Consider the following 24,856-nt stretch of genomic DNA (forward strand, 5'->3'; position numbering starts at 1 on the left):
CAAGATAAAATAAAAAGAGCGTTTTCAAACGCTCTTTTCTAGTTTCAATGTTATTAAATTATTCTACAAATTCATCAGTATTATAATCTTCTTTTATTACACATTTTCTAAGTTGAGATGGTGTAATACTATCGCTATATAACCGAAAAATTCGATTAATAACTGTCCGATCAAGCCTTTCTCTTTTTCTACTAACAAATAAATAAGGAGAATCCTTTGCTTCCTTATACGCCTCTCGTTCTGCTAAATAATCCTCTAGGGCATAAATGACCTTATTATTTAATAATAACATTTTTTTCTTTTCACCTTTGTCATTAAAAATAATACATCTCCTAGTTTTTAAATTTAAATCTTTTATCTTAATAGACAGGATTTGCGAAGTGTGAATACCTGTATAGGCTAACATCACCACGATTGCATAGTCACGTTTATAGTTACATTTATTTTTACTTCCACATACATTTTTCATAAAATTAATTGCATCTATTTCTGTAATTTTAATTGGTACATTATAAGAATTTTTATCTTTTATCATATCTGTTCTAAAAACTACACGCTTCTCTTGTGAATTATTTTGTATTAAAAATATGTTGAATTTAATAAGACTACTAATTCTACGATCAATAGTTGCAGAGCACAATGATGTATCATTTTTTAGATAGTGAATATACTCTACTATATTTTGACGCTCTAAATTTATAAAATCCCTATTATATAAGTTTTCGAACCATTTTAGGTATTGCTTAATATCTAAAATATAGCACTTAATTGTAATTATATTTTTTCCCTTTTCCTTTAAATAAGTAGAAAACGATTCTAGTAAATTCAAGTTCTCACTCTTTTCTATCAGTTGAATTAATTATATAACTATATATGGTAGCCACTCATTCCTAAATTATTTTAGCATCCACTTTAAATGTTTTTAATCTTTATATTAAGATGAAAAGAATTTAAATCTTGATTGATTTGACTATATAACCTTTCAAGTTATATAGAGTTATTTTTTAATAATAAAAATGATATATTATAATTATTCTAATATAAATCAATTTTCATACATCTATATCTTTAAACCTGATGAACCAAAGTTTAAAATAATTTATTTTTTAGAATATCCTTTGAGCATTTCTTTCGAAAAACGACCTGGATATAAGGCATTTAACATTTCATATGGACTCCCGTTCCAAAACCTTTTTAAAGGTGTCCATAATTTTTTGTTTATTAACCACCTTTGACTATACACATTTAATAACTGTTCTTCAGTTAGCTTCTCCTTCTCTTCAATAATCCATCTTAATGCCTCTAATGAACTATTTTCCTTCCAATAGCCAGCAGGTGTAACCTTCAATTCCCATTCTTTAAATCGATTTGGGTACAAATCATTAATCATCGCATAAGGGCTACCGTTCCAATACATCACCAAAGGGGAACCAAGTTTATTTTTCTCCAACCATTTTTTGTTGTAAAATTCTAACAAACCCTCTTCTGATAACTTTTCCTTTTCTTCTATAATCCATTTTAAGACTTCTAATGCTTTTTCCTTATTCCAAAAATTTAACGAAGTCATACCAAAATCCCATTCTTTAAATCGATTTGGATACAAATCATCAATCATTTTGTATGGACTATTTTCATACTGGTGGTTGAGCAGACCACGTAACCTATAGTTTATAATTAAAGGTGTATTCCAATTTTGTTTGATTTCTTCTTCATCCCACTTTAAAATTATTTCAATTAAATATTTCGTTATCCGTCTGGCCATTTCCTTATCCACATCATTTTTCCATGTGTTAGCAGGGAACCTAGTTTTTTTCCCATCTAGTATTTCTTGATAAATCCCCTCTATAGAAATCGCTTTCATTTGCAATTTCTTCCCCCCTAACACTTAACAAAATCTATATATATATTTTCCTATTTACATTATTAATATACTAATAATAATGTAAATAGGAAAAGTTATATATAGTAGTATAATATTATCATAAAAACCCATAAAATTACATCGATAACATTATTATTTGTTTTTAATTTTTCTATTACATTTAGAAATAATCCTATATAAAATTAAAACTTCGGTTAAAATCCTTCTTGGTTCTAAAATTGTAATTGTACTGAAAAATAAAAAGCATAAATACCTTGTGTATCAAGAGATTTATGTTTTTTATTTTTCAGTAATACCCTTTGTAACAAATTTCATTATTTGTAGGGCATTTGTATAGGAAAAAGAACTTATACGATCCATAGAATCTTAATATCAGAATCCTAGTTTTTTTCTAACAGGGCTCGTACATATCTATTAGCTGATTCCTGAAAAACTTCATATGCATTCTCCTGAATTTTTTCATAGAATGCATCATACATACGACTAAAAGATAAGCCCTTCATTACATAGGCAACATCTTTTACCACATTTGCTGGTAGCGGAATTAGATCGGAATAACTATACATAAAGCTTATCCCTTTTTTACCTGGGGACACCTGAATTATATCACTTGTGAATAGAACCCCTTTCTCGTTATTTCCACCTTTCCAATGCAAAACAGCCCCACCTTTAAACTTCCCTCCCAAACGATATAAAGTGATTCCGTTAGATAATTCTAAAAATTCACCTGACCAGAATATAATTCGTTCACTTTGTTGCGTCACCCATTTTTTATTATCTTCATGAATATAGATTAAAGCGTCGAAAACTTTAGCCCATTCAATATATGTAGTATGAAAATGAGGATTAGAAAGAGCGATTGCTTGTATTCCTCCAAATTTATTAATTTCATCTATTGTTTTTTCATCCAAATCTGTAACACAATCCCATAAAATGTTAAATTTTTTGTTTTGTATGTAATATGCGGTTTGCTTATCAGCAAAATGAGGGGTTGTCCTAATACTATATAGTCCCTCTTCAATCTGTTGAATTTTATCAGTATAAATAGAATTTAGCATCTGGTGTATACGCTCCTATCATTTATTTTCACTAAATAATATAATGTAATTCCGAAAGGGTAAAATATTAATAAAATTATAATATCACAATTTAGAGAATTTTTGTCCTTTTCAGTAAAGATGGTATTCTCTTTAATCTCCGGAATACATATACATCAAAAAAAGCTAGCTTAATACTAGCTTTTCGATAATTTATACTCGGTGCAGATAAAGTTTATTCTTATTAGACGTTTTAAGTCTATTTAATTATGGGACTAAATTCATTGTTTCAAAGTCATGGAACGGGCTACCCATAACTTTTAGAAATTGTGGTAATTTAGTTGGCTGAAACTCTACTAAATTACCGTCATACTTACCGAATTTACCATCATTAAAAACAATCTCTCCTCTACGTAAAGTCATAATAGGTTTGCCTTTTAAACATTCTCCTTCATATGCAGACCAATTACATAACGAATAGCTATCTTCGCTCTTTACAATCCACTCTTTATTAGGATCAACAATAACAAAATCTGCATCTAGTCCCTCTTCAATTCTACCCTTTTTATGATGGATTCTAAATAAATTAGCTGGCCCATCGGCTAAAACAGAGACAACTTTACACATAATTTCATCAAAAGTTAATAAAGAGAAATTTTTAATTAGACCAGTAATTAAGACTGGTAACATTTCTTGTACACCCGGTAAACCTGGAGGAGCCTCTTTAAACTCTCTTGCTTTTTCAGATAAAGAGTGAGGAGCATGATCACTTCCGACCGAGGTCATTGACCCATTTCCAAGAGATTCCCATAATTTTTGTTGATCATTTTTCAGTCTAATTGCAGGACTTAGTTTAGCCTTAGAACCTAAATTAACACTATCTATAGCATCAAACCATAACTGATGGGGTGTTGTCTCAAACGTAATTGCATAGCCAGCTCTCGCAGCTAATTCTATTAATTCAACTTCTTCTGCTGAAGAAACGTGAAGAACATGAACTTGCGTTCCATATTTTCGTATAAGTTCTAAAACCTTTCCTACGGCAATGATACCTGCAGACCTTGGTAAGTGCTGTTCATATTCCGTTAGATTATCTGGTGCCTTCTTAAATCTCCGGAACAAATTCAATACTTCTTCGTCTTCTGCATGTAGTGTTAAAATCATTTTCTTTTCTGCGGCGATTTTAAAGATTTCTTCCAAGTCTTCACGTACACTAATAACATTCTTAGCTGTATGATGACCTGTAAGAAATACCTTAATACTAGCTACCATATCTGGATTGATAGCATGTAATCGAAAAGACTTTCCAGGTTCTACTCCAAAGTGAAATCCATAGTCCACTAATGATTTCCCTCTAATTAAACTATCTTTTTTTTCAATTAATTCAACAGAACTGAGATAAGGGTTTGTGTTTGGCATATCTAAAACCGTAGTAATACCTCCCGCTACAGCAGCCCTACTAGCAGACTCCCAAGTCTCTTTATGAGTCAACCCTGGAGTTCGAAAATGGACATGTGAATCAATTAAACCAGGAAGTACGTATTTGCCTTCTGCATTAATAACTCGCTCAGCCTCTATTTCATTTTGGGGTTCAGTTTCTATTTTGCATATTTTACCATTTTTAACCCCAACACTTCCAGTAATTACTTTATCTTTAAATACTAATCGGCCATTTATAATTGATAAATCATATTTTACCATTACATAACCAACTCTCTTCCAATGATTTCTTTGGCTAAGTCGTTGACAGGTCCCATTAGAGCCACTGCTCTAGCATCTCTATAAAAACGCTCGACATTACTTCCTCGCATAAAACCTCCTCCCCCAACTAATTGCTGACAGTCCCTACAGACCTTTTCACTCACTTCCGAAGCAAAGATTTTACTTTGATAAGAGATAATTTTTTGGTTTTCATGTGTTCCTTGAGCTGAAAACTCGACCAGTGCTCGAGCTGCTTCAATATGCATATTTAGTTCTGAGAGTTTAAATTTCATAAGTTCCTTATCCTGTAATCCTCTACTTTGAATATGTTGATAAGCAATCTTATATGCCGCTTGTGAGATACCGACAGATATAGCACCTAGAGATAAACCGGATTCCCGAATACCTGAAATAATTTTAGGAGCTCCTCCAAGAGGACCAATAATACTTTTAGAATCAACTATACACTTGTCTAGCTCAATAAAACCTGTTGATGAACCACGCATTCCTGATAAATTTAGTTTTGAATTTGCTTTAACTCCTGGTGTTGAAGTCTCAATTAAGAAAAATGATTGGCCTGTGTTTCCATAAATACCAGTATTATCTGTATTCCCAGTTTGAACTAATACTAGATACAGATCCGCAAGGCCAGCACCTGTGGTAAAAGTCTTGGCACCGCTAATATCCCAGGTATCATTCCCTAAATAACTTCCTACAGTAGAAAGTTTTTGTTTATTGGCTCCTGCTCCTTTTTCAGACCAAGCAGAAGCACCTATCCATTCACCACTAGCAAGTAGTGGCAAATACTTTTGCTTATGAAAATCTGTTCCCCATTCTAAAACCCTTGAAATAACTGACATATGTTGGAATGCAATAATAGCTATTGAAGGATCTACTGTTGCAACTTTTTGAAGAAATCTAGAGGCGAAAATAACATTTTCGCCCATTCCTCCAAATTCTTCCGGTACAAGACACCCTAGATACCCCGATTTGCGGATTGCGTCTAAAGCTATATCTTGAGTTTCTCCTAATTCATCAGCACGTGAGGCTTGTTCTTCAAGGGTAATTAGTAATTCATCTAATTTTTGATCTAAGCTAATATCTTTTGTGATTGTTCCCAATTTAATTCCTCCTTTTTCTCGCATAAATTTGGTTCGACTAGTTCTACCTTTTTGTTTGATATACTGTTATATAAAAGATAATCATCCATCTCATTTCCAGTAGTAGCACATGAAACAGCTGTAGTTCCGCCCGAAGTTTGAATCTTAAGATTATTATTCATAAAACATTGACTAGCAATATCATAAGCTACGGTACCTTTCATAGAAGCGGACACACCCAGACATGCAACTCCCGTTAAAGCCATTGTAGGATGCCATGTTGGTACGGAAATCGCTCTCACAGATACAGTATCAGATCTAAATCTCCCCAGCACTGCAATTTTAGGGAATACACTTTCTGGATCCCATCCTAATAAATTTGAAGCGGCATAACGAATTTCTTGCAATTTTGTAAAAACATCATTTCCCGCATTAAATAATTGTTCTTCTGATTCTATTCCTAATTCTAAACAGCTTACAAAAACATATGGATTTCCCGCAGATACAATCGAACATTCAAAATTCCCTAAAGGTGTTTTAACTATATTTTTAGTTTGCCCTGTGGGTAGTAATGTACCCAATTTAGTTCCAGGTTTTTCAATAAAATGTGCAGTACATCCAATCGCTGTTCGGCTTATTTGATCAATCTCACATACGAGACTGTCCCCAACATTTTTTATATTTACTCTTACTCTTAATCCGGGGCTTACGGTTGGAATCCATCCCCATTTTATCGCGACATTTATTGCAGCAAGAATTGAGTGACCGCAACTACCTGCATAGTCAAACCTGCAAGGGTTTCCTGGTATTAATTGAAAAAAGAGGTAATCGATGTCGTACATCGGATGATTTGATGGCTTAATTACTGCATATTTTGTAATTTGAGATTTATTATTTACGGATAAATCATCCTTAATTTTATGCAATTCAGGAATAATGTCCAAAGGTTGTTCTCCAAGACCTGCTCCATCAATAACAATAGTTGGTGATACACTCCCCTCTGCTTTCGCGATGTAAGTTAGCATACTTCTACTACCTCTTTCACCAAAGTGTCCTCCGGGCTAATCGAAACATTAAATTGTTCCATCCAAAGTTGGAAAATCATTAGAGACCAAAGAGCCAATGCTGTTTTCCCATTTGGCTTTGTTGCCTGAATGGACAGTAATTTTTCTACCATCTCTGGTTTAAAAATGTTTTGTTTTCTAATAGTATTAGAATTTAATGTATTTTTCACAAAATCAAACAACGGTAATCCTTGTCTCATCATAGCGTCAATTGGTAGCGTAAACGGCTGTTTTTTTCGATTTAAAACTGAATCTGGAAGTTTCCCTTCAGCAGATTTATATAAAACTCTTTTAACTTTTTCATCTTTAATTCTTAGTTCATTTGTTAGTTGTTGAGCGAATTTGACAATGCGTGGTTGACAGAATGGAACTCTGACTTCAACAGAGTGTGCCATGCTCAAATGATCAACACGTCTTAGATGGTATGATGGCAAGCGATAATTACGTTCAAAGTCTAAAATTGTGTCAAGTCGATTACCACCATCCTGGCGTAATTTATCTTCAATAATTTCTGATGTTTTACCATTATCTAAAAGATATGTTTTGTAATCATCACTATATAATTCCCAACGTAATTCTTCTTCTATAGCACTTAGTGATTCTACATAAGGCTTAATCCAATCACCAGCTCTGTTCATAGCCTCCACATAACGTTCATAGCCACCAAACATTTCATCAGCACCATCACCGGAAATAGCTACTTTAAATCCAGCTTGATTTACAGCTTCGAATAATGAATAGCTACTAAGAGTAATAGGATCGGCGTTTGGTTGTCCTAAATGTTTTACTACATCAGGCAATAAATCTTGAAAATGCTTAGGGTCAATTTTCACTTCATGATGATGAGTTTTACAATGATTGGCAACATCCCTTGCGTAAACTTTCTCATCAAATGGCCATTCTCCAGTATACGAAATATTGAATGAATGAATATCACTCTTACATTGACTTGCTAATGAAGTGACAAAGCTAGAATCTAAACCTCCACTATTAATCGTAGAAACTGGTACATCTGCATTTAATAACGCGCTGACTTCACTAGACAACTGTTCCTCTAATAAATTGCTTGCAGTTGAAAGATCGCTTGTAGGATTGTTTGATCTAAGATGTGTCTCATATCGACTAAGCTTTGGTGATTCATTAAGTTCTAGTTGTAAAATTGATGACGATGGCATAACATATACGTCTTTAAACATTGTGTGTTCACCAAAAATAGCTTTAGTTGTTAAATAAGAGTCTACTCCTGCTAACCATAGATTCCTCGGAACTGCATTAAATCCTAATAATGATGGTAGCTCCGAAGAGAAGAATAACGTTTTACTCTCTGGATTCCAATAGTAGTATAGGGACTTAATACCTGTAGGATCAGTAACAAGTGTTAAGCGAGTGGCATTTTTAGTATCAATAACTGCAATCGCAAACATCCCATCTAAATATCGTGCAAAATCTGGACCGTATTCATTATATAGTGCAGGGATAATTGAGCCATCACATCTATCTTCAAATTGATAACCGCGCTCCTGAAGCATTTCTCGTAGTTCATCGTGATTATAAATTTCCCCATTAAATACAACCTGAATATCTTCCCCTAAAGAGTATGGTTGTTTCCCTCCTGCAAGGTCAACAATTGAAAGTCTATTATTACCAATAGCCCAATTTTCTTTAATGATAAATGATTGGCTATCTGGTCCTCCTTTAATTTGTAAATCAGATACCTTACTCATAGTAATAGAGTCTACTTTTTCATTTCCAAAAAAACCAAAAATTCTACACATACCCGTTATTCTCCCCTTATTGTTTAATATGCCTTCAAAAATACAATGCAAACGAATAAATTATTTCGTATTGTGATTTGCTCGGCTTTGATAATTTTATTCTAAATGCTTATACAAAAAGAAAATACTGTAAGAACGGTTAAGAAATTTATTATCCCCGGTAAATACGTGAAAAACATAAGGTATTAAGTAATCTAATAAAATGATTAATATTGTACAGAAACAACTATATTTTAAGCCCGTCCTAAATTTAGAACGGGCTTATGCTTGATTTAGGTTTTAAAATTAAATAACTTTATTGTCTTTTTACTAATATATTTTACAAGCAAAAATTTAAACCTTATGAAATATTTTTATATTTTAAATAAATCATATTCAAATACCAGTTCCGTTATTATATAATAGAGAATATTTTACATTTTAAAATATTTTAGGGGGATACTGTTTTGATTGGTAAAAAAATCAGGGAAGCACGAACGACATTAGGCATTTCACAAAGGCAATTAGCTGGAAATGAAATGACTAGAGCATACATAAGTCTAATTGAAAAAGGACATGCAAATCCTTCTGACAAGACTCTCAGAATTATTGCCAAAAAACTTAACAAGCCAATTGATTTTTTTCTCGGGGGAACACATGAGGATAGTTTTGATGTTTGTGATGCAATTTTAGAACGAGCAAAATTAAAAAAAGACCTAGGGGAATACGAAAGCGCTTTAAATATGGTTAAAAAGGTTTTTACTATGACCCAAGATCAACAGCTGTTAGCAGAGTGTCATTTTGTATCTCTTAATATTAAACTTGACTTAGGAGAATACGAAGAAACCTTAAAAGAATATGAAGAAGCTTTACCACTTTTCCTTGAGTTAAAAGATAGACAGTATCTTGTTGAACTTTACATGAAAGCTGGAAAAGCAGCATTTAAAATTGAAAATTTTCCATTGGCTAAAAAAGCATATGAGTTCGCTATTAAATACAGCGATCAGCTAAAGAAGCTTCAAGATGAACGAATACAAGCTCTTACATACTTAGGAACTACTAATATTCGATTAGGAAATCTTTCAGAAGCAATATCTGCTTATCTTGAAGCTGAAGATGAAGTCTCTATGACTGGTGATAAACAATTACATGGAGATATAGCATTAGGATTAGGGAAAGCGTATTATCGTAATAACTTGATAGAAGATGCATCAAAATGGACTAAAAAAGCAATTAGTCTCTATGATTCAAACGATGAAGAATCAAATGTTCTTGCTCTCCATAACCTAGCAATCATTGAGGCATTTCGTAATAAAAAAGAAGAGATGGTAAAAATACTAACTAAATGCTTAACGATTTATGAAAAACAACGAAAACCTAATAAGCAGGCTTCTGTTTTAGAGGAACTTTCTAAATACTACCTATCATGTAACGATATAAATAAGGCTAAAGAATTTTGTAACAAAGCAATACGATTATTAGATGAGACAGAAGATGGGATTTTACGAGCAAAACTCTATCGTTTAATGGGCGTTATTCTGGCTTGTGAAGATAATTTTGAACAATCCTATTATTTATTAAGAATGAGCTACGATTTACTCATTCGATTAAAATCTAGAGATGAAGCAACAATTAGTTTAGAATTATTAAAAGTTAAGGAATATAAAATCAAAGAACTATATTTAAAAATTATGGAGCTTTAAAATACATTTTAAATAACTATATATTAGAATTTTACCCGTTGATTTGAAAGCGCTATAATAATTTTATTCTTGCTATAATGACCGAAAAGCGACTCTTAATAAGTTGTTTTTTACTTCTCAACACAATTTTATAAAAATTCATCAACAAATCTTTTAAAATATAGTTAACCGATATGTGTGACAACAACTTCCTGTGCTTATGCACGGGTTTTTTTATCTTTTTTCGACAGAAGACACCTTCCCAAAAAATGTGAAGGTGTGAAATTCCAATTTTAGGGAGGCTATGAATGTCGAGAGGCGCGAGCTTAAATCAAATGATTCTCGTCATTGTTCTATAACAAACTAAGAATTCCAGTAATAGTAAGTTTCCTTGCACCATGGCTACTAGAGGTGGCTATGGTATTTAACTTTGTATCCATTGTATTAAATACGTTTAGACTTCACAGAATAAAATTAAAAACGAACAGAGAGAAATATCTTACCTAAACATTGTTTTTTTAAATACTTTATTTCCCATTAATTTTATCGTGATATAATCATTATTATATTTCCAAGGGGTTTTATCCCTTTTTTGGAAGTGTTCATAAAGTTTGTAAGTATTTACTGAGTAGGCAGCTTTAGCATCTTATTTTTTAATATTCCCCTCTGAAATTTCTCACTTAGGTACTCTGTGATTAAGATATGGAAGTGATTACTATAAGTATTATTGTATTATATTGTAAAACCCTTAATTATCATATATAATTAGAATTATTTCCAATTAGGTACGTGAAATTATATGAATGGAACTAATTAAATTAACTTATCAGAATACCTAAAAAATATGCAATATTCTCTCTATTTATACATATGGTAAAGGTGTCACTACCATGGTAGTATATTAAAGAAAACGCTTTCATATATTGGTAATTATTGATTAAGCATTTTCACTTGAAGGTTAGGGCTATTATTTAATTTTTTATTTAGTTATTAATCTGTAACAATAAACTGGAAAATGGCAAAAGAAAAAGAAGTTGTTTCATACTTTGGCCGGTACATAACAACTCCCAATGACTTAAAAAAGCTTCTTTTAGAGCTCGCTTTATAAATTTATTAAGTACATTGTACATTTTTTAAAGCGAATTTTCAAGAGACTTGGTTTCCTATAACCCAAAATAGAAAACATACTTTTTCTTTTGTCCCTATAAGGAGAAGAAAATATCGTGAGTAATATAATTAAAAGACGTCATACGAATCAGTATGCTCAAATACATAATAACCCTTTACAAAATGATTTAGTCGATTTGAGATCAATTGGATTACTCTCTCATCTTATGAGTTTACCAAGCGATTGGGTAATTTATAAAACACAACTTTATAAAAAGTTTAGTAGAAAAAATATAGATGCTGCTTGGAAAGAACTTGCAAATAAAAACTATATAATTGGCTTTAATTGTTACATAGATGGAAAAAAGAAATCTTTTTATAATGTTTCAGATATTCCATTCGTTTCTGAAGAATTTTCCGAATTCATTCATGAGACTATTGCTGAACTAATAAATTCAGGAGCTTCCGTAAAATCTTTAAGTCCAATGTGTGGCGGAACCCTTGATATTACTAAAAAACTGACTGATGTACCTTTAGTACATCAGTCAGTTCCTCTAAAGGAAATTAGTACTGTACCATTAGTACAGTACTCTCAGTACAGTACTAATGGTACATATACAAAGAAAATAAAGAAAAAAGAAAAAATAACAAATATTGATGATGAAGATATACCGAACGTTTTACATTCGGATATAACTAGTATGCAAAATTCGAAAATTGAAACCTACAAAAAAATAAATACTGTATATACATCATCTCTATCTGATGATGACATTTTATGGATAACCAATAAAGTTCGTGATATTTTTAAAGGTAAAATACAAAAAAGATCATTTGATTCTGTATTAAAGAAATGTATTAATAACTATAAAAAAGGTACTGTACCAAATTATGAAAATTATTTAATTACATCTATAGAAAATAAAATAACAGATCTTGAATTCCGAAGAGAACAAGAGAAAAAAGTATTAGATATAATACCTAAAACCAAAATTAATAATCGGAAAACAAAAAGACGAGAACTTGTTCCAGAATGGTTACATAAACAAGAAACGGCAGAACCGATTGGACAACATTCAGAAAAAGACCTTGAATCCGAACGTCAAAGGCTATTTGAAGAATTACAAAAGTACAAAGAAAAAAAAGCTTAATCCCTTATATATCGAGGGGTCTAAGCTTTTTTTCTTTATAAATATTCTTATATCATTTAATTCATGCGGTTTAAGTAATTGAACATCATTCACTCCTAAAAAGAATGCTTGCTCTTAGCATAAAATATTTCATATTTCGACTCTTATCCTTCTCTTGCTCACCTTTGAAATTTTCTCGACGTTTATTCAAATAAAAATAAAAAAGCTGAATCCCTTCTCACAGAAGACTTTTCAGCTTTAAATTTTTCAGCATATCCTTTGCAACAAGATGCAATTATATTTCAGCGTATACGCATCTTGTAGCTATTACTATGAATGCTAGATTCCTCAAAATTATTCCATATTTTTTGATTTTCTCTATATTATTCTATGCTTACTTTTAAGACATAATTCCATATTTATGAACAAACGTTTAGATTTATGGAAATTTGGACAAGTTATTATTACCATAATCTTAATTAGGAGGAATCCCTATGTTTGGGTTAGGAAAAAAGAGAACTCCATTTGGTGACTATTTAGATCGTAGAGGAATTAAACAACAATGGTTAGTACAAAAAACTGGATTAAGTAAATCATTAATAAGTGATTTAGCGAATAAAAAGGATCGTGTTCCCACCTTAACATCCGCAACTAAAATCATTAAAACACTAAGGAAATTTGATAATCGCATTGATTATCATGATTTTTGGGACATCAATATTTAAGATTCCTAGAATATGTGGTCCATCACGAACGTTCTCATAAACACATTTTGTTTTACAGCATATTGTTCTAATTTGGATTGCCGATAGTCTGATAATGTGAAAAAGATAATTACTGGAACAATAGCATTCTGTCTTTTATAGATATCTGTTATATGGCCATATAACTGTATTTTATGTTCGTTTGCCTTCATATGTTGCATACGATCTATTTCAACGAAATGGGGGACATTATCCACAAAATACGTTGCGTCAGGAATGATCTGATACCGTTGACCATTAATTGAAAATTCTATAGGTCTTTCTGTTTTCCATTCTGGAAATCCGAGCCACATCCAGCTTTCGTTTCGCATTAATATGTGCTGTAATTGACTACTTTTCTTTACTTCTCTCGTAATTCCTAATAAATCACGTCCTTTTTTATTTAAATAATATACATGCTCACGAGCTATTTTAGTAATATGACAAAACGGAGTTAAATCTTTTAGTACACGATTTGCATTTCGAATACTTCCTAAACAATGGATTGCTTGTAATTGTCTCCTCGTTGCAAAATCTAACTTACTCAAAGTGTATAAAATCTCCATTTGTCTGGCTTTCTGTTTGAGTGTTTGATGCCTCATTTTGTTTCACCACCTTGTATTGCTTCAGTAACTTCCACATGTCTGTATCCTTTAAATAAGGTACCTGAATTTCCTCCGTCCGATCTGTTTTAAACAATGCTCTTCCTGGAAGGGAAGGCAGATCCTCAAGACCTGGTTCATCCAAAGCAACTTGTGAAGCGACCGCCGTTGGTAATCGAAAGCCTATTTTCGCATCAGCATTTTGTTTAATTTGTCTTGGTAATGTATCAGAAGTAGGATATTGCGTACAAAATAAGAGTCGGAATCCTAAACCACCTCCTATTCTTGCGATTTCAGATAACATCTCCTGGCATAAAAATAATACATCACGTTGTTTTTTAGGTAATCCTTGTGTGGGACAAAGATTTGCTCCTTCATCTACTATGATGAAACATCGCTCTTTTATGGATGTATCTATGATATTAGTAAAGTAGGACTTCTTCATTACTTCAATTTGTTTAACCATTTTCTCACGTACTTTAGCCAACATGACTAGCGCCTGTTCCGGATTCTCAGCTACTTCTACAACTTGGGATAGTTCTTTGTAAGGACTAAATTCTAACCCTTCTTTCAGATCGATAATAAAAAATTTCACGTGTTGAGATTGTTGCAAAATTAAACTAGTCATCACATTTTTTAAAAATACTGTCTTTCCAAAACGAGTCATTCCGCTTACACACATATGCGGTGTTTTCTCAAAATCATGATATATGTGTTTATCTAACGCTCTCCCCATCATAACTCTCCATGTATGCTCTTTTAACAAATCCTTAGACCAATTCCATATTTCAGGTATTTGTTGCTTAAATACGCGAATATGAAGCTCTCTTTGATGAAATGATATTTTAACAGGTTTATATAGTCCTTCTTCTAATACTTCGGCTAACTTCTTGATAAGTTGACTAGGTACACCGAGTGGTAACTTATAAACATAATTAATACTTATGCCATCTTCTATTTCCTTTATAAAAATGGGGTATTGTAGTTCACCTTTATGTTGAACACATATCTTTGCAATTTCAAAAAAAGTTGCAATTTTTTTCTTATCACTCATTCCGTTACTTTGATAAAAATAAGCTACAGTTATAAAGGTTGCTGGAATTAATAAAAGTGACAACATTCCCTCCATACCTCCTTAAGGTAGTTGAGCCTGTATGGAAGCTTAGAAAAAACCGTTTAAGATGCGCTATTATAATCATTTTCAACTACCCGATGTAATACTAACGTAGAAACACATCTAGTATATCCATTAGAACGTACCAAACAGTTCCAATTAGTAGGCATTTAAGACCCGCACGTAGCAACCAACCTGGAAGATAAAGACCTTTCTTCTTCAGCATTTTTATTCCTAAAATTGAAGCTCCCGTTACGCCATATACAATACCTAGTTCTCCAATGATTGTCATATTAACCCCATCCTTTTGGTTTAATGGACAAATCTCCTTTACCATCCTTAAAAAGTTGATATTCATCTAATAGCTCATTTCAGGAGACAGCGTGTTCATCACCATATAGATCTTCTTCGATTTTTTGACTTAAATAATAGTAACCTCGGTATTGTCGGTCCAGGTATACTTCATGTCGTAGCATGTGCCCTCGTATTGTATAAATGTTTTCTTCCTTCTTGGTTCCTTTGTACATTTGTCTGAGCGTTTCTGAAGAGTAGAGATACGGAGTGCTATATAACATTTGATACTGACTCATAGTCTCACCATCCATATAGTTTTCTAGATACATTAAATACATATGATGGTGATTCGTATTTTCGAATTTGTACACAAAAAATACGCCATTCTATATTTAAGAATGACGTTCGACAATAATCTTCAACAATCGGAAACTATGCTATAATGTCTTAGTAACCGGAAAAGTTAGGGTGCATGGTTGTCATTTCTCTTCTTTCCACTTGTAGTGGGGGAAGGGGGTGAAAAAGCCATGGAAACATTTCTCGAATTTCTTAAAGAAATTATTAAAGGCGTACTACGCGAAAGCATAGCTCACCTTTTTAAGAAAAAGTATTTAGAAAACGAGAAATCCACCCTTTCTTATCGCCGTCGCAAGCAAAAGAAAAAGGGTGGATCTCGTAAGACAAAACGTTAAACGATAACCATCACCCTAACGGCTATGGTTACGTAAAAAGATGAGCACATGTTAGCGCATGTTGCTCTCTTTTTTTATTGTATGATTTTATTGACTAGAATATACCTTTGTTTGTACTTATATTATATCATGTGAAAAGTGTTTTGCAATCTATACAGGTTCTATTCGAAAATATGATATCCATCGCTTTCATTCAGTTAACAGGCATATACCTATTTTGTAAATTATTTGTACTGTCTTCGGGATTCTTCCAACCTAGCTCTTTTAACTTCAAGATAAATGGATGCCATTTACTTAGTGTACAATACCATTCTTTTCTTCCTTTAGATTCGTTATAACGTGATTCGATAGAACTAGCTCCTTTAATCCTATAAAAAAATTGAATAACTTTTTCTTGTTTTTCATGTGCAAAAACAAAGGTATCCCCATGTTCATAGCTATTTTCCCATACAATATTTAGTACTTCTGAAAATTCTTCTGTTTCAAAGAACTCTATAAACCAATTACGAATTGACACGTATGTTTTCATAATTTCTCTTGGAAACTTATTCGGATATAATTCGTGCAGCATGAGATATGGATTGTTACTCCAATACTCATATACTGGCATACCTATCCTATGTTTTTTCATCCATTCTATATCATATACTCTTAATAACTGTTCATCTGTTAATTGTTCTTTCTCCTCAATAGTCCAACGTAATGCTTCCAATCCCTTTTCCTTCGTCCAAAAGTTTTTAGAGACTTTTTGTAGTTGCCATTCTTTAAAACGATTTGGGTATAGATCGTTTAACATTTCATAGGAACTATTCCAATGTTTATTTAATGGCGTCATTAGTCTATTTCTCGTCAACCATTGAATATTAAAGATTTGTAATAACTGTTCATCTGTTAATTGTTCTTTCTCCTCAATAGTCCAACGTAATGCTTCCAATCCTTTTTCCCTCGTCCAAAAATTTCTAGGGACTACACTAAATTCCCATTCTTTGAAACGCCCAGGATAAAGTTCATTTATCATCATATAGGGGCTTAAATTCCAATACACCAAAAGAGGAGTTATTAATCTCTTTTTTTTCATCCATGCTATATTGTAAACTTTTTTTAACTGTTCATCTGTTAACTCTTCTTTCACTTCGATTGTCCATCTTAATGCTTTTATTCCTTTTTCCTTTGTCCAAAAATTTGAAGGAACATTCTTTAGCTCCCATTCCTTAAAACGATTTGGATATAGATCATTTAACATTGCATATGGACTACAGTTCCAATACTTACAACAAGGTGTAAGCATTCGTTTTTCTTGCAGCCATTTTTCACCATAGACTTGTAGTAATTGTTCATTTGTTAACTTTTCTTTTTCTTCAATAGTCCATCTTAATGCTTCAATCGCTGTTTCTTTTGTCCAAAAATTACTAGGGGTATAACTTAACTCCCATTCTTTAAAGCGGTTCGGATATAGACCATTTAACATTGCATATGGACTACTATTAAAAAATAGATAGCATGGCGAAGCTAATTTATGTTTCACTAGCCATTTTTGGCTGTATACTCTTAATAATTGTTCATCTGTTAGTTTTTCTTTCTCTTTAATAGTCCATCTTAATGCTTCAATCGCTGTTTCTTTTGTCCAAAAATTACTAGGAGTATATTTTAGCTCCCATTCTTTGAAGCGGTTTGGATACAAATCATTTAACATTGCATATGGACTAGCATTGTATACTATGGTTACCATACCGGCTAATTTGTATTTTTTAATAACTTTTCCACTCCAACTTTTTTTTATCTCCTCAGTATTCCAATTTAAAATTACTTCAATTAAATATTTTGTGACTCTTCTTGCAAACTGTTTATTATCACTTTCACTCCAAATAAAATAAGGAAAGTTAGCTCTTTTACCGTCTAAAATCTCTTGATAAATATCCTCTATTCTAAGCTCATTCAAGAAATCACCTTCTTCTGAAAAATGCTGATATTATTTATATTTTACATGAAAAAAGTTCCTTCATCTTGAAATATCTTTTAAAATAAGGAAAGTTATTCTTCCTTATTTTATATATTGAGGGCTCTCTAATGAAATGGCTGTAAAAATAACAAATTTGGTTATATAAATAAACTTTCATATAACTTGAAGGTGGGATGTTTTTTAAGAAATTGATTATATATTATATTTATATTCATTCAAATTATTAGTATATGTTTTGTTTGTTTATATAATAATTGTTTTATATGTTTTATTTGTTTATATGTTTTAGGTGTACGAAACCTGTTGATATGTAAGGGATTGTGACACTTAACTATAACAAAAATGGTTGTAAAGATAACAAATTTGGTTGTTACTATAACAAAAATGGTTGTAAAGATAACAAATTCGGTTGCTTAACTATAACAAAAATGGTTGTAAAGATAACAAATTTGGTTGTTGCTATAACAAAAATGGTTGTAAAGATAACAAATTTGGTTGCTTAACTATAACAAAAATGGTTGTAAAGATAACAAATTGGTTGCTTAACTATAACAAAAATGGTTGTAAAATATACAACTATGAATTGTCTTCCACTGAGCTCTTAATATGTAGTGATTTACATAATTCTTTTATTTGAAACTATTTAGCTCGCAAAAGTAAAGCGTGAGGTTCGATAAAAAATCAACTATAACAAAGGCGATATATTTGTTATAGTTAGTGTAGTAGTAAAGAAAGGACGTATGTAAGTATGTCTATAAATCAAGATTTACAAATTAAAGAGAATAATATTGTTTCAAAATCGAATACTTTGATTGAAGCAAATTCGCGTTTAAATTTGGTTGAGCAAAAAATGTTGCTTTGTTTGGCTAGTAATATTGAGCCGAATGATCGGGATTTTAAAACATATACATTCCCAATTAGACAATTTCACGATCTACTTGGCTTAAGTGGATCGACTAAATATACTGAGCTAAGTAAAATTACAAAGGAATTATTATCGAAAGTAATTGAAATCCGGGCAGGGGAAGAGCTGATACAAGTATCTTGGCTATCTTCAGCAATTTATAACAGAAATAAAGGAACAATTGATATGCGTTTCGATCCTTTATTAAAGCCATTTCTATTAGAATTAAGCAGTAAGTTTACAAGCTATAGATTGGCTAACGTTGTTAAATTAAAAAGTACATATGCTATACGTATTTATGAGCTACTTAAACAATATGAAGATTTAAAGGAACGTACAATTAGTCTTGAAAATTTAAGGTATTACTTAGATGCAATGGATGTATACCCTAATTATGCGAATTTTAAACAGCGTGTATTGAAACCTTCTCAAAAAGAATTAGAACAAAAAACAGATATTTCCTTTGAGTTTGAAGAAATTAAATTAGGTAGGAAAGTACAAAAAGTTAGATTCATTATTCGTAGCCAGAAAAAGAAAGATACCGATTTAGTTCGTTTTGAAAAAAAATTAGATCAATTTCAACAACCGAATACATTCGAACAAAAAATTAAGAGATTTGAAGAACGGTGTAAAGAAAAAGTATTTCCTAAAGTGTTTAAGAAATGGGAAGAGCATAAAGAAATTGTATTAGAGATAATTGAGGATATACGTTTTCGTACAGATATTGATTCCCCAATTGGTTATGTAGAATTCATTCTAAATTCCCGATTAAAAGAACTGTCAGAAAAAGAAAGAACAAGCTCAAATAGTCAAATTGAAAATAAGTCCCATAATAAAAGTGTACTAGAGATTGATAACATTATAGATTCAGTTATCCGTAAATATTCAACATCTACCGGAGCTGTAGCTACCTTTTTAGTTGAAAATACAACAATCGAAGAATTGGTGAAAGTAGTTACATTAGAAGAAGCTGAAGCTATTTGGAAAGAAAAAGAAACGTTTGTTATGGATAAAATTTATGAATTTATTAAAAAGAATAGAAGTAAGAAAAGATACTAGTTTGACATAAAAAAAGTTCTTTCATTCCGAAGGAACTTTTTTTATAAGGAAAATTGATCATCATTAGTGGGGATACTAAATTTCACCTTATATATAATAGGATATAAGATGAAAATTAAATTTGTATTTTTCCATACTCCTCATTCCTTTTACAATTTAATACCATAGGAGATATTATTAAAAATATTAATAAATTGAATATTCAGTTAATTATTGAAAAATGCTTCTTAGTAATATGGACAGTTGCATTATTTGGTATTATATATTATAAGAATATTCCCTTTATTTTACGGGATTATGGGATGATGGAGGAGAAATATATGAACGTTCATGTGAAAGGGAATGAACAAGTGCTACAAACTTTAAATGAATGGTACTTTAAAATTCGAGCAAGAGATCTTGATGCGGCGATTAGTTTAAAAGATAAGATTGACTTAGTTATAAATGAATTTAAAGAAGATGAAATTTTGATGTTACATTACTACCTCATAGATTTTCGGCACAATTATCTACTTAATAATCTAGGAATTTCTACTGACAGTTTTGACATTATTGAGACTTTTGATATACCACAAGATAATTCTTTAACATATTATTATCATTTTTTCAAAGCGATTTACTATAACGCAATTGGAAATTATCAATCTTCCCAAAAATTCTATGATAAGGCAGAATTATTATTAAAATATATCAATAACGAATTAGAGGTTGCTGAATTTCATTATATGTTAGGATATAAATTTTATGAAACATACAAAGGTTTTTTAGCCTTACAAGAATTATCAAAAGCTAAAAGAATATTTTCTAAATATGCTGAATGTGAAAATAACGTTGCTTTTTGTAATAATCTTTTGGGGTTAACTTATGCAGATTTGGATGAATTTGAACTTGCGAACAAGTACTATACATTAGCGTTAAACGCCTTCAAAAACATTAAAGAAGAGACCTTCATCTTAATGGTAAAACAAAACATAGCCTTAATGCATGCTAAACAGGATCGTCCCGATTTAGCAATTCAGTTTCTTTCAGAAGTTAATAAAAAGATGTTAAACAACTACAAAGCTTTATTCGTTGAGGCAAGGGAATACGTTAAATTACTCGAAAAGGATGTAGCTTGTGAGCGTATTGAGCGAGGGATAAACATCTGTAAAAATCTTGGTATCGAAGAGTATTTACATCATTTCCGCATCTTACAAGCATTAAATGATGATGTAGATGCTTCAAAATTAGAAAATATTATTTTAGAAGGTATTGAATATTTTGAAAAACAAAAAATATCAGAGTATACTAAGGAATATCAAGAGCATTTAGCGCATAAGTATTATGAACAAAAGAACTACCTTAAATCGTGCGAATATTTCGAGTTGTCCAGGAAAATGAAGAATATATTTAAAAAGGGTGATTTAAATGAAGAAACTACATCATAAATCTATTGGACTGTTAATAGCTGTGGCTTTAATATTTAGTGTACAAACTCCGGTAAGCAAAGTTGCCCAAGACCTGATTGTTCAATATGCACATGGAAATGGAGGGGGATAATCCCCTCTATTTTAATTTACACAGAAAATAAATTTTAGATTTAATTTACTTTATTAAAATCTTTTAAAATAAGGAAAGTTGCTCCTCCTTATTTTGGATACTAATTTTAACTTTATATGTATAATATTTTCCCATTCTGGACTCGATCTCTTTTTCCACTTGTTTGATAGCAGCATCAGGGGTCTTTGCTGTAATGTATACAATATCCGGTTCATACACTTCACTATTTGGAGATATAATAATAAATTCCACTGGGGACTTTTCCATAATCCACATTCCTTTTACGCTTCAATATTATAAAAAATATCCTAAAATGCATATGGCAAATATAACACTACCTACAACTATAATTAAGGATATTATGCCAAACAACAAATAACCAAGATAATAAAACCCTAAACAAGTAAAAGCAATAATCAATATAATACCTATGATTTGTAAAAAAACTGATTTAAATAAGAACAATGCAATAAGAATAAATACCCAAAATAGCAAAGAATTAAAAATTTGAGGGCGCTTTTTTTGTTTACTACTTGGCATTTCCATAAACTCACCACTTTCATTGTATAAAAGTATGTATTTGAAAAAACTACTTCTTCTTTAAAATACAAAAATGGAGTGCCTTCTCTAATAAGTAAGCACTCCATCATGTCATTATGCATCTTGTTGTTTTTTGCTTCTTTTCATAAAAATGTTGCTCTTAAAGTTCATTTTTAAAAAATATTAATTCGTCCACTTGTTGATATCTATATTTCTTTCTATAGGCTTATTTACTGGATCTTCTTGAATTTTTTCTTTCGATTTTTCAATATGAACATCTTTCGGCTGATTTTCTTCATTTGAGGTTCCGATTACGCCTTCAACTTCTTCAATTACATTAGCTTCTTCTGGCTGTTTGTATGTTAAAGGTGATTTGGAAGGCAAACCTCTTGGGATATCTCCTTGTAGCATGCCTTTTGCACTTAACAAGTCTTTAGCCATTCCAAGCTTTATTTCTTCGTTATCTACACTTTGTGTCCCGTATAACGATATAAAATGTTCTAACACCTTTCTTGTAGCTTCATTAGGGTTTTCCTGTGATTCTATCCAAACAAATAGTTCTGGACATCTTTGACGCATTTTCTCCGATAATGGAATTTGAATCGCTTTTGGTTTAGCCATCATAATCACCTATTTTACTTGTTCTTTTTGAAGTGCAATTGAACTAAATACTGTCATGCCCTTTACATTCATTTCCGTTGAATTCTTAGGATTAATCCATAATATTTTAATTTTTTTAGAATCACAAATTTCTTTTAAATCCTCGAAAAGATTTTCTTTTAATTGAATACTTCCACCGCCATAGACAACAACGACTTCTACATCATATTTTAAGTCTTGTAATTTAGTTTCCGCAGTATCTAACACTTCATCAGCTAAATTAAATTTAGCTCTTGCTAAGAACTTTTTAGCATCTTCATAATATTTAGGATGCTCTTCTTTTAGATATCCGGCAAATTCTTGTCTTTCTATAGAAAAACCCCATTCATCTTCGAAATCTTTTTTAGCACGTTCAATCGCATGACCTATACCATGTCTTTCTCCCGAACTGTGATCATTATCATAATCATAGCCTTTTGTAACAACATATTCTGTTGTTCCATCACCAATGTCTATGTGTAGAAGACGTTTTTCTTGGAAGTATTCACCCGTTATATCTTTCATATCATAAGTTTCTTTAAACTCATTAAATATGTCATCATTTCTATATTTCCCATTACCATCCTCGATTAAAGCAAATAGAGCAATAGTCCCTTCTTGTACAACAATAACTTTATCAAATTTCAAAGTTACATAAACTCTCAAATCACCCACAGTTACCGTTACATGGTGACTACTATTTGTAAATCTTTCAGAGAGTTGTTTTGCTTTTTCTTTCGTCCATTCACTAGCTGGTAAAGCTGTAACCATCGAAACAATTGCTTCTATATTTGTGCCTTCTTCTATAGAGTTTTGATCTTTAAACATATCTTGAACCGAACGACAAGCGATTGCACTAACTGTTGTCATAATTGTAGTATCTTGTCTATGCTTACCACGGTTTGATTTAATGTTAAGATTCTGAAGATCTTCACCAGAGCGAATGGCACGTTCTCCTACAAACACCCTTTGAGCTACTTGACCTTTCAAAGCTGATGAATTAACAGTAACATCCATATTATGAATTAAGCCATGCACTAATTCTTCAATTTTTTTATCTTGCGGAACAGGCTCTTTATACACATAACTATATGTGTTTGGAAATTTCATCATTTCTCCATTAATTGTAATCTTCTTCTCGGAATTCCCATTATCATCTTCTACAAAATAATTGAATTTCATTTATATTACCCCTTTCTTATTGAAAAGAATTCATTTTAAATCATTTAAACTTATCTTAATTACATTTTACTATAATTTACCGGAAAAAGCAACGAAAATAAATGAAAATAAATTATTTTAAATCAAAATAAATTATTTTCATTTAAAATAATTTATTATTGAGGTGTTACTTCAAAAAAAGAACATCTGGTTAATTTAAAGTAATTTATTCTGATTTAAAATAAATTACTTTAAATGTGTTATTTCCAAAATTCCCACCACTTTTTTTCCTTTTGTTTGTTTTGAGATGCTACTATAAGTTGTTTAGTTTCTTGAATCTCTCTAACATGTGTTAATAGTAATGAATCTCGTTCGTTGTATCTGTTCTCCATGCGTTCTAACCGTTCGGCATTCATGACTTCAATACGTTCGAGCTGTTGAATTTTCTCTTTTAGTAATATCTGTTCTTGAAGTAATTTTTCTATAAAACCTTTAGGAAAATTCATTATGTTCTCTGATAGAACGCTAGGCGTTCTGTTATCGTCTTCTAGATCGTTATCCGTTTCAACTTCAGCCAAAGGAACAGATAAAACAACCTTCACGGCTCCTTCAATACTCATTCCAGCCTCTTGAATCAGCTTTTTCATCTGTTCTAGTACTTTAATATCTTTTCGAACAAAAGCACGACTATTTTTTGCACCTTTTACAAAAGAATATTGTTCCTGTTCTAAAGCTATACACCATTTCCTAAGCGTACTTGTACCTATTTCTAAGTGTTCGGCAACATCTTTTGTCCAAAATGAGCGTTCTTGCAACTGTTCGCCCTCCTTTATTTTTTATATAGAACGCTTCCACATTAATTGTTAAAACTCCTATAATTTAAATTTTTTTCTATATATAGAGAATCCCTAAACTTCGTTAAAAATTGCTATTTAAAATTAAAACGTATGTGTTTTCCACAAAAATTTAAATAATCGAATTTGTAATGTGTATCAAATTGTAAATTTATAGGGAAGATATTTGAATTATTTTAAAGGTGCTGTAATTATCATCAGTAAAAAGTATTTCCTCCCTAAGGAGTGACAAAATTCACTTTTAAAATACAACTTGAAAATGAAATTACTTTATTTATTAAATCTTGTTTTAAAAAAT

22 protein-coding genes and 1 pseudogene are annotated in these 24,856 nt (G+C 31.3%); 6 read left to right on the forward strand and 17 right to left on the reverse strand.

All coding sequences use genetic code 11. From position 1 onward, the window contains the following. Positions 1–58: 58 nt before the first annotated feature. From MR155_RS23945 to asnB, 7 genes are all read right to left on the reverse strand, one after another. Positions 59–829, reverse strand: coding sequence for a tyrosine-type recombinase/integrase (locus MR155_RS23945; RefSeq protein ID WP_242311260.1), 771 nt, complete (start codon positions 827–829; stop codon positions 59–61). A 270-nt stretch (positions 830–1,099) separates the two neighbouring features. Then, positions 1,100–1,867, reverse strand: a complete 768-nt coding sequence (locus MR155_RS23950; protein WP_242311261.1) for a DUF4046 domain-containing protein — start codon at positions 1,865–1,867, stop codon at positions 1,100–1,102. Positions 1,868–2,262: 395 nt separating this feature from the next. Further along, positions 2,263–2,940, reverse strand: a complete 678-nt coding sequence (locus tag MR155_RS23955; protein WP_242311262.1) for an MBL fold metallo-hydrolase — start codon at positions 2,938–2,940, stop codon at positions 2,263–2,265. A 246-nt stretch (positions 2,941–3,186) separates the two neighbouring features. Continuing rightward, positions 3,187–4,620 carry a dihydroorotase gene (locus tag MR155_RS23960; RefSeq protein ID WP_242311263.1) on the reverse strand — a complete coding sequence of 478 codons (1,434 nt, stop codon included), beginning with the start codon at positions 4,618–4,620 and terminating at the stop codon, positions 3,187–3,189. Next, the gene (locus MR155_RS23965) at positions 4,620–5,741 is read right to left on the reverse strand and encodes an acyl-CoA dehydrogenase family protein (protein ID WP_242311264.1); all 1,122 of its coding nucleotides are present in this window, start codon (positions 5,739–5,741) and stop codon (positions 4,620–4,622) included. The genes MR155_RS23960 and MR155_RS23965 overlap by 1 nt, the downstream gene beginning before the upstream one ends. Next, positions 5,711–6,745 (reverse strand): PrpF domain-containing protein, encoded by a 1,035-nt coding sequence (locus MR155_RS23970; protein ID WP_242311265.1) that lies wholly within the window; start codon positions 6,743–6,745, stop codon positions 5,711–5,713. The genes MR155_RS23965 and MR155_RS23970 overlap by 31 nt, the downstream gene beginning before the upstream one ends. Next, complete coding sequence (gene asnB, locus MR155_RS23975; protein WP_277958749.1) at positions 6,739–8,559, reverse strand: asparagine synthase (glutamine-hydrolyzing); 1,821 nt, start codon at positions 8,557–8,559, stop codon at positions 6,739–6,741. Before asnB ends, MR155_RS23970 begins: the two co-directional genes overlap by 7 nt. Positions 8,560–9,005: 446 nt before the next feature. Between asnB and MR155_RS23980 the strand changes: the two genes are divergently transcribed. The 3 genes from MR155_RS23980 to MR155_RS23990 all read left to right on the forward strand — a co-directional run bounded on the left by MR155_RS23980 (position 9,006) and on the right by MR155_RS23990 (position 13,182). Continuing rightward, complete coding sequence (locus MR155_RS23980) at positions 9,006–10,241, forward strand: helix-turn-helix domain-containing protein (protein ID WP_242311266.1); 1,236 nt, start codon at positions 9,006–9,008, stop codon at positions 10,239–10,241. A 1,202-nt stretch (positions 10,242–11,443) separates the two neighbouring features. Then, complete coding sequence (locus MR155_RS23985; protein ID WP_242311267.1) at positions 11,444–12,478, forward strand: hypothetical protein; 1,035 nt, start codon at positions 11,444–11,446, stop codon at positions 12,476–12,478. A gap of 473 nt (positions 12,479–12,951) precedes the next feature. Next, positions 12,952–13,182 (forward strand): helix-turn-helix domain-containing protein, encoded by a 231-nt coding sequence (locus MR155_RS23990; protein WP_000467332.1) that lies wholly within the window; start codon positions 12,952–12,954, stop codon positions 13,180–13,182. 5 nt (positions 13,183–13,187) lie between these two features. Here MR155_RS23990 and MR155_RS23995 read toward each other — a convergent pair whose 3' ends face one another. The 4 genes and pseudogenes from MR155_RS23995 to MR155_RS24010 all read right to left on the reverse strand — a co-directional run bounded on the left by MR155_RS23995 (position 13,188) and on the right by MR155_RS24010 (position 15,506). Then, positions 13,188–13,802: a replication-relaxation family protein gene (locus tag MR155_RS23995; protein WP_242311268.1), complete on the reverse strand. Its 615-nt coding sequence runs from the start codon at positions 13,800–13,802 to the stop codon at positions 13,188–13,190. After that, positions 13,741–14,922 (reverse strand): FtsK/SpoIIIE domain-containing protein, encoded by a 1,182-nt coding sequence (locus tag MR155_RS24000; protein ID WP_242311269.1) that lies wholly within the window; start codon positions 14,920–14,922, stop codon positions 13,741–13,743. Before MR155_RS24000 ends, MR155_RS23995 begins: the two co-directional genes overlap by 62 nt. A 100-nt stretch (positions 14,923–15,022) precedes the next feature. Continuing rightward, positions 15,023–15,208: a hypothetical protein gene (locus MR155_RS24005; protein ID WP_231348142.1), complete on the reverse strand. Its 186-nt coding sequence runs from the start codon at positions 15,206–15,208 to the stop codon at positions 15,023–15,025. Between the two features lies 1 nt (position 15,209). Continuing rightward, positions 15,210–15,506, reverse strand: a pseudogene (locus MR155_RS24010) (hypothetical protein). 231 nt (positions 15,507–15,737) lie between these two features. Here MR155_RS24010 and MR155_RS24015 point away from each other — a divergent pair. Then, positions 15,738–15,902 carry a hypothetical protein gene (locus MR155_RS24015; RefSeq protein ID WP_170961022.1) on the forward strand — a complete coding sequence of 55 codons (165 nt, stop codon included), beginning with the start codon at positions 15,738–15,740 and terminating at the stop codon, positions 15,900–15,902. A gap of 193 nt (positions 15,903–16,095) precedes the next feature. Here MR155_RS24015 and MR155_RS24020 read toward each other — a convergent pair whose 3' ends face one another. After that, entirely contained in the window at positions 16,096–17,841 is a 1,746-nt protein-coding gene (locus MR155_RS24020; protein WP_242311270.1) for a DUF4046 domain-containing protein, read from the reverse strand. A 769-nt stretch (positions 17,842–18,610) separates the two neighbouring features. Here MR155_RS24020 and MR155_RS24025 point away from each other — a divergent pair. Then, positions 18,611–19,825 (forward strand): replication initiation protein, encoded by a 1,215-nt coding sequence (locus MR155_RS24025; RefSeq protein WP_242311271.1) that lies wholly within the window; start codon positions 18,611–18,613, stop codon positions 19,823–19,825. A gap of 320 nt (positions 19,826–20,145) precedes the next feature. Beyond that, positions 20,146–21,252 (forward strand): response regulator aspartate phosphatase, encoded by a 1,107-nt coding sequence (locus MR155_RS24030; RefSeq protein ID WP_242311272.1) that lies wholly within the window; start codon positions 20,146–20,148, stop codon positions 21,250–21,252. A gap of 175 nt (positions 21,253–21,427) precedes the next feature. Here MR155_RS24030 and MR155_RS24035 read toward each other — a convergent pair whose 3' ends face one another. The 5 genes from MR155_RS24035 to MR155_RS24055 form a co-directional block, all read right to left on the reverse strand. Next, on the reverse strand, positions 21,428–21,631 hold the full coding sequence (locus MR155_RS24035) for a hypothetical protein (protein WP_242311273.1): 204 nt from the start codon (positions 21,629–21,631) through the stop codon (positions 21,428–21,430). Positions 21,632–21,658: 27 nt separating this feature from the next. Beyond that, a complete protein-coding gene (locus tag MR155_RS24040; protein WP_242311274.1) occupies positions 21,659–21,910 on the reverse strand; it encodes a hypothetical protein in 252 nt (83 codons plus the stop codon). Between the two features lie 177 nt (positions 21,911–22,087). Continuing rightward, complete coding sequence (locus MR155_RS24045) at positions 22,088–22,525, reverse strand: hypothetical protein (RefSeq protein ID WP_242311275.1); 438 nt, start codon at positions 22,523–22,525, stop codon at positions 22,088–22,090. A 9-nt stretch (positions 22,526–22,534) separates the two neighbouring features. Continuing rightward, the gene (locus MR155_RS24050) at positions 22,535–23,725 is read right to left on the reverse strand and encodes a ParM/StbA family protein (RefSeq protein ID WP_242311276.1); all 1,191 of its coding nucleotides are present in this window, start codon (positions 23,723–23,725) and stop codon (positions 22,535–22,537) included. Between the two features lie 239 nt (positions 23,726–23,964). Next, positions 23,965–24,519 (reverse strand): DUF3967 domain-containing protein, encoded by a 555-nt coding sequence (locus MR155_RS24055; protein ID WP_242311277.1) that lies wholly within the window; start codon positions 24,517–24,519, stop codon positions 23,965–23,967. Between the last annotated feature and the right edge of the window lie 337 nt (positions 24,520–24,856).

The organism is Bacillus cereus group sp. BfR-BA-01331, from assembly GCF_022663915.1.
In the GTDB taxonomy this organism is placed as follows: Bacteria; Bacillota; Bacilli; order Bacillales; family Bacillaceae_G; genus Bacillus_A; species Bacillus_A mycoides.

What these genes read in the sequence shown, in the direction of transcription:
- MR155_RS24005 (WP_231348142.1), bottom strand. Translation starts at nt 15,208, where the DNA reads ATGACAATCATTGGAGAACTAGGTATTGTATATGGCGTAACGGGAGCT.
- MR155_RS23970 (WP_242311265.1), bottom strand. Translation starts at nt 6,745, where the DNA reads ATGCTAACTTACATCGCGAAAGCAGAGGGGAGTGTATCACCAACTATT.
- MR155_RS24030 (WP_242311272.1), top strand. Translation starts at nt 20,146, where the DNA reads ATGAACGTTCATGTGAAAGGGAATGAACAAGTGCTACAAACTTTAAAT.
- MR155_RS24045 (WP_242311275.1), bottom strand. Translation starts at nt 22,525, where the DNA reads ATGGCTAAACCAAAAGCGATTCAAATTCCATTATCGGAGAAAATGCGT.
- MR155_RS24000 (WP_242311269.1), bottom strand. Translation starts at nt 14,922, where the DNA reads ATGTTGTCACTTTTATTAATTCCAGCAACCTTTATAACTGTAGCTTAT.
- asnB (WP_277958749.1), bottom strand. Translation starts at nt 8,559, where the DNA reads ATGTGTAGAATTTTTGGTTTTTTTGGAAATGAAAAAGTAGACTCTATT.
- MR155_RS23995 (WP_242311268.1), bottom strand. Translation starts at nt 13,802, where the DNA reads ATGAGGCATCAAACACTCAAACAGAAAGCCAGACAAATGGAGATTTTA.
- MR155_RS23955 (WP_242311262.1), bottom strand. Translation starts at nt 2,940, where the DNA reads ATGCTAAATTCTATTTATACTGATAAAATTCAACAGATTGAAGAGGGA.
- MR155_RS23990 (WP_000467332.1), top strand. Translation starts at nt 12,952, where the DNA reads ATGTTTGGGTTAGGAAAAAAGAGAACTCCATTTGGTGACTATTTAGAT.
- MR155_RS24050 (WP_242311276.1), bottom strand. Translation starts at nt 23,725, where the DNA reads ATGAAATTCAATTATTTTGTAGAAGATGATAATGGGAATTCCGAGAAG.
- MR155_RS24035 (WP_242311273.1), bottom strand. Translation starts at nt 21,631, where the DNA reads ATGGAAAAGTCCCCAGTGGAATTTATTATTATATCTCCAAATAGTGAA.
- MR155_RS24015 (WP_170961022.1), top strand. Translation starts at nt 15,738, where the DNA reads ATGGAAACATTTCTCGAATTTCTTAAAGAAATTATTAAAGGCGTACTA.
- MR155_RS24040 (WP_242311274.1), bottom strand. Translation starts at nt 21,910, where the DNA reads ATGGAAATGCCAAGTAGTAAACAAAAAAAGCGCCCTCAAATTTTTAAT.
- MR155_RS24025 (WP_242311271.1), top strand. Translation starts at nt 18,611, where the DNA reads ATGTCTATAAATCAAGATTTACAAATTAAAGAGAATAATATTGTTTCA.
- MR155_RS23960 (WP_242311263.1), bottom strand. Translation starts at nt 4,620, where the DNA reads ATGGTAAAATATGATTTATCAATTATAAATGGCCGATTAGTATTTAAA.